A 5742-nucleotide genomic window follows, 5' to 3' on the forward strand; every position below is an offset into this window, starting at 1 on the left:
ACGTTTCACGTTGTTTGTTTCGTTCAGTTTTCAAAGAACTACTTGGTCGCTCATTTGCGACTCCCTTATGTTAACATTTTCGTTAATTGATGTCAACTAAGTTTTTTATTTCGTTTGTCGCTTTCGACGTTATTGCATCGGCGACTTGTTCTATATTACACCTCTATACTCTAATCGTCAATACCTTTTTACAAAGAAATTTAATTTAAATATGTTAATACCCTTTAGGCTATATAAGCCCTTACAATAGTTTCATTAACGAGAAACTCTCTTCTCCTTCTCTTTACTAAATCTATCCTCCGAGACATATTCAATTAAATACTTCATTCGTCAAACCTTACTTAATTTATAAGAATGTTTTCCCTAAAGAAACTAGCAACCTTATTTTAACAAATACTAGTATATAATTAGAGAGTTATTGTATTCCCTAATGTACCTCTTTGCTTATCGTGTTGTACTACCAATAAAACTCTATTAGAAACAAGTGATAATATGAAAGATATACGTATTCTTATAGCAGACGATGATAAAGAAATTCGAAATTTATTAAAAATATATTTAGAACGAGAATTATATATGGTAGATACTGCGATTAACGGCGATGAAGCCTTGCAGTTATTTAATCAAAACAATTATAACCTCGTTATATTAGATATTATGATGCCAAAAGTAGATGGTATTGAAGTATGTAGAAAGCTTAGAGATAAAACTAACGTACCGATATTAATGCTGACCGCTAAAGATCACGAAGTTGATAAAATTTTAGGTTTAAGCATTGGCGCTGATGATTACATTACGAAACCTTTCAGCATTCACGAAGTGGTTGCACGAGTAAAAGCTCTTATGCGGCGTTTTTTAGTTCTTGGAAGTAACAATACCGTTCAAGAAAAAACAACTTTAGCTTTTAAAGGACTCACTATCAATTTAAATACATATACAGTTCATACAAATAAAGAGGAAATCAACTTAACCGGAAAAGAACTGGAACTATTAAAATTCTTTACTTCAAACCCAGGGCAAGTATTTACAAAAACGCAGCTCTTCCGAAATGTGTGGGACGATAATTATATAGAAGATGACAATACCGTTATGGTACATATTCGAAAACTTAGAAAGAAAATAGAAATCGATCCTTCTAATCCAAAATTCATTCAAACTATATGGGGAATTGGTTATAAGTTTGTAGGTGAAAAGCTTGAAGACTGATAAAACCCTCTTCCTTATTTCATTACAACTTATCATTTGCGGACTTTTAAATATACAAATGGGCCCAAGAGTAAAAATGTCTTTATTTATTACCCTTATCTTAATTACAACTTATCTCTTCTTTTCAAGGATACAATTCATTCAAAATCACAAATCAATGAATACTAAATTAAGTCGTGTATTAAACGGAAATTTACAAACGAGATTATTCACAAGCAATGACCGTTCCTTACATAATATCGTTTTTTCAATAAACGAACTAATAGCTGAATTAGAAAAGGTTCGGATTGAAGCAAAAAGATACGAGAAATCTAGAAAACAACTTTTGTCTAGTATCTCGCATGATATCCGAACACCACTCACCTCCATTATTGGATATATCGATGCTTTAAAAGATGGAGTAGCTGCTTCTGAAATAGAAAAGCAAGAATATCTTAAAATACTTTATATGAAATCAAATAACTTAAAACATCTAGTTGATGAAATATTCAATATGGCAAAGCTAGACGCCAATGAATTCCCACTAAAAGAAGAAGAACTCGATTTTTCTGAAGTTACTAGAGAAGTTTTAATCGATTTTTTACCTGAACTCTCAAAACATAATATCGAACTACAGGTTCTTATACCAGAATCTACTTGTCCTATCATCGCAGATCACCTTAGCCTTATGCGAATTATAGGTAATTTAATAAAAAATGCCATTTATTACGGAAAAGATGGGAAAACAGTAGGAATCGAACTACTAGAAACCAATACAGAATATGAACTTCTTATTTGGGACAAAGGCCCTGGCATTCCAAAACATGATTTACAAAACATATTTGAGCGAATGTACCGAAGCGAACAATCAAGAACCTCCTCTTTTGGTAGTAGCGGTCTCGGGCTTTCGATTTCTAAAGCGCTCGTTGAGAGAAATGGTGGGCATATATGGGTTGAAAGTATCCCATGGAAACGAACTACTTTTGGTTTTTCCATTCCAAAATACACTTCTTTTAAGAAATAGTTAAGAAATGATTAATATGCAGTTAAGCCTTCCTTCTTATTATGTAAGTAAGAACTTATAGAAAGTAGGTGTCTCCTATACATACAATTATAAAAACGACTAACCTTACTAAAGTATATGGCACTCAAAAATCAGTAGATAATCTAAATATTAATGTTCTACAAGGAGAAGTTTATGGATTCATAGGGCGCAACGGTGCGGGCAAAACAACAACCATACGTATGCTACTTAGCCTTATAAAGCCTACAAGTGGAAACATTGAAATATTCGGAGAGGATTTATTTCAAAATCAAAAAGATATTTTAAGAAGAATTGGTTCTATCGTTGAGGTTCCAGGTTTTTATGAAAACTTAACTGCAAAAGAAAACTTATTAATTAATGCAAAAATAATTGGGATCCACAAAAAGAATGCCATTGAAGAAGCATTAGAAATAGTAGGCTTACAGCATGAAACAAAAAAGTTAGTAGGAAAGTATTCTTTAGGAATGAAGCAGCGCTTAGGAATTGCACGTGCTCTTCTCCACTATCCAGAACTACTCATACTAGATGAACCAACTAATGGACTCGATCCAATCGGTATTAAAGAAATGCGAAAACTCATTAAATCTTTAGCTCAGGAAAGAAATATAACGATACTCATTTCTAGTCACATATTAGCTGAAGTAGAACAACTAGTCGATCGTATGGGAATTATCCACGAAGGAAAGTTACTAGAAGAAGTTTCTCTTGATACGCTACGCAAATCCAACCGTAAGTACATAGAATTTCAAGTGAATAATGACAATAGAGCCACGATGCTATTAGAAAATCATCTTCAAATTTTTGATTATGAAGTACATGATGAAGGGAATATTCGTATTTATTCTCATTTTGGACAGCAAGGACACATAAACAGAACGTTCGTTCTTAACGATGTTGATGTATTAAAAATGGCGATGAGCGAAGACAGATTAGAAGATTATTTCACCAATCTAGTTGGAGGTGGAACAATTGGTTAATCTGCTCTATACAGAACTATTAAAATTAAAACGTTCCAATATGTTTTTGATTAGCATTATCGGGGCTGGCGTCGCACCCTTCTTAGTGGTCGTAGCGTCTTATATACACATAAAAACAAAACAACCTACTCCAACTATTTTGTTCCATCAACTATTCACTGAAGTTAACTTATATACTACTTTAGTTATAGGATTCCCCTTATATGGGGTAGTGATTGCTTATCTGTTTACCCGTGAATATACAGAAGATACACTAAAACATTTACTAACTATTCCAGTCTCACGCATTAGCTTTATTATAAGTAAGTTCATCATTCTCTTTCTTTGGATTATTATGCTTACTTTAGTCGCTTGGGCACTAACTTTATTATTAGGGCTAATAGGTAGCTTCCCTGGATTTAGCACCATCTTACTCTTAAGCTCTCTCGTAAAATTTTTAATATGTGGTGGACTTCTCTTTCTATTGTCTTCACCTATTGTACTATTAACCGTTGTAATGAAGACCTATGTACCACCTATTATATTAACGGTCATTATTACAATGACTAACCTTATGCTCGTGAACTCTAAACATAAAGATCTATTTCCGTGGACCGCTACTCTAGATATCGCAAATAACGAATTACAACCCACATATCCACCAGAGTATTCTTATATCATCATTGCAGCAACAGCAATTTTCGGATGTATTGCAACACTATTCTATTTTAAGAGAGTAGATATTCATTAATTTATAGGAGTGAAACTATGAGCGATATCATCATTGCCTTCATACTCGGTATTGTAGAGGGATTAGCAGAATTTTTACCTATCTCTTCTACTGGCCACCTTATATTAGTCGGACATTTATTAGGTTTCGAAGGAGAAAGAGCAAAGACCTTTGAAATCGTTATACAGTTAGGAGCAATTTTAGCTATTGCGATTTTATACTATAAACGCCTTGTTTCTTTATGTAATATTAAACCTCTTCTACGAAAAGAGAAAAAATTCAACGCATTCCATGTATTTCTTGGTGTATTCCCAGCGGTAGTTGCTGGATTACTATTACATGATGTTATTAAAACATACTTATTCCAGCCATATACTGTCGTCATTGGACTTGTAGCAGGAGCAATTCTTATGATTTTTGCAGAAGTAAAAAAGACAGAAGCAACCGCCTATTCACTGGATGATTTAACCTACCGTCAAGCATTAACAATTGGATTATTTCAATGCTTAGCGGTATATCCTGGCTTCTCTAGAGCTGGCTCTACTATTTCTGGAGGGTTATTAGCGAAAGTAAATTATAAGACCGCATCTGAATTCTCTTTTCTCATTGCTCTTCCTGTAATGGTTGGAGCTACAGGCTTAGACTTATTAAAAAGTTGGAAATATTTAAGCGTTGATGACATCCCTATGTTTGCGGTAGGATTCATTACCTCTTTTATAGTAGCAATGCTAGCCGTAGTAACTTTTTTGAAGCTTTTAGAGAAGATTGGTTTAAAACCTTTTGCATATTATCGTATTTTGCTGGCTATCTTATTTACGCTTTTCATATTGCTATAGATTCATATAAGTCACATATTACTAAACTGATATTCAAGTTGGAATATCAGTTTTTTCTCTATTTCACCTCTAGTATTACTCACTTCAATATGGCATAGTTGTAATAAATCGCCCTTAATAATCCGAATATTCTTCAAACAGTTATATCCTTTACCGTACGACACAATTGGAAAATTAAAAATCCCATATATGGATAGAACGTGTTTACAAACCATATTCATTCCGCATATTCTCTTTCTTAATTCGCAACACACCGATACAAATTTTAAATGAGTACAAAGGCATAACAAATAAGTAAATTTCTCAGGGATTATAAAAAAACTAAAGATTAATTAGAGTGAGGTAACGATACAAATGAACCCATTAGCACAAACATATTGGGATACTTATTGGGGAAACAATGAAAAACCAGCATCTGTTACAGCTTGGCAATTTGGGGATTCCCCTAATTATCTTGCACAATTAGTAATTGACGGTATCAAAACCGCAACATGCTCCGGTCACATTTTTTATGAATTAGAAAATGAACCACTACCAACGACTAATGATTATAGTATTATACTCAATAGTCAGGATGAACCTGTAGCGATTATTAAGACAATAGAAGTAACTGTAACACCGATGAATGAAGTAAGCGAAGAATTCGCCATCGCTGAAGGCGAAGGAGATCGTACTTATAATTACTGGAGAAACACCCATGTTCGTTTTTTTACAAAGGAACTAAATGAGCTTGGTTTTACTTTTTCTGAAGATATGCTACTCGTTTGCGAACGATTTGAGCTCATTGATGTGAAAAATACAGCAGAACTATAATAAACAGAGCTTTACTGAAATTTCATATTGCTATTTTTTAACACAAATAAGCTCGTTATTTATAGCTCAAGAAAACTACAGATAACGAGCTTATTTTATAAAACACAAAAAAGACGAGTCATTCTGACTCGTCTTAAGCTTGCTTGGCGACGTCCTACTCTCACAGGGACAAGGTCC

Annotated in this window: 6 protein-coding genes; all 6 read left to right on the forward strand. The window is 33.5% G+C overall.

The window, feature by feature from the left end; genetic code table 11:
- Window positions 1–492 precede the first annotated feature (492 nt).
- The 6 genes from JDS81_RS29645 to JDS81_RS29670 all read left to right on the forward strand — a co-directional run bounded on the left by JDS81_RS29645 (window position 493) and on the right by JDS81_RS29670 (window position 5565).
- Complete coding sequence (locus JDS81_RS29645; RefSeq protein WP_000651986.1) at window positions 493–1206, forward strand: response regulator transcription factor; 714 nt, start codon at window positions 493–495, stop codon at window positions 1204–1206.
- Window positions 1196–2209 carry a sensor histidine kinase gene (locus tag JDS81_RS29650; protein ID WP_000845345.1) on the forward strand — a complete coding sequence of 338 codons (1014 nt, stop codon included), beginning with the start codon at window positions 1196–1198 and terminating at the stop codon, window positions 2207–2209. The genes JDS81_RS29645 and JDS81_RS29650 overlap by 11 nt, the downstream gene beginning before the upstream one ends.
- Window positions 2210–2277: 68 nt before the next feature.
- Window positions 2278–3207, forward strand: coding sequence for an ABC transporter ATP-binding protein (locus JDS81_RS29655; protein ID WP_000074550.1), 930 nt, complete (start codon window positions 2278–2280; stop codon window positions 3205–3207).
- Entirely contained in the window at window positions 3200–3937 is a 738-nt protein-coding gene (locus JDS81_RS29660) for an ABC transporter permease (protein ID WP_000247709.1), read from the forward strand. The genes JDS81_RS29655 and JDS81_RS29660 overlap by 8 nt, the downstream gene beginning before the upstream one ends.
- 17 nt (window positions 3938–3954) lie before the next feature.
- Complete coding sequence (uppP, locus tag JDS81_RS29665) at window positions 3955–4752, forward strand: undecaprenyl-diphosphate phosphatase UppP (RefSeq protein WP_001279969.1); 798 nt, start codon at window positions 3955–3957, stop codon at window positions 4750–4752.
- Between the two features lie 354 nt (window positions 4753–5106).
- The gene (locus JDS81_RS29670) at window positions 5107–5565 is read left to right on the forward strand and encodes an ASCH domain-containing protein (RefSeq protein WP_097955142.1); all 459 of its coding nucleotides are present in this window, start codon (window positions 5107–5109) and stop codon (window positions 5563–5565) included.
- The last annotated feature ends 177 nt before the right edge of the window (window positions 5566–5742 follow it).

This window comes from Bacillus cereus group sp. N31, from assembly GCF_016483245.1.
Classification (GTDB): Bacteria; Bacillota; Bacilli; order Bacillales; family Bacillaceae_G; genus Bacillus_A; species Bacillus_A toyonensis.

Bases quoted from the DNA above. Each gene is read 5' to 3' on its own strand.
- JDS81_RS29645 (WP_000651986.1), top strand. From the start codon at position 493: ATGAAAGATATACGTATTCTTATAGCAGACGATGATAAAGAAATTCGA.
- uppP (WP_001279969.1), top strand. From the start codon at position 3,955: ATGAGCGATATCATCATTGCCTTCATACTCGGTATTGTAGAGGGATTA.
- JDS81_RS29670 (WP_097955142.1), top strand. From the start codon at position 5,107: ATGAACCCATTAGCACAAACATATTGGGATACTTATTGGGGAAACAAT.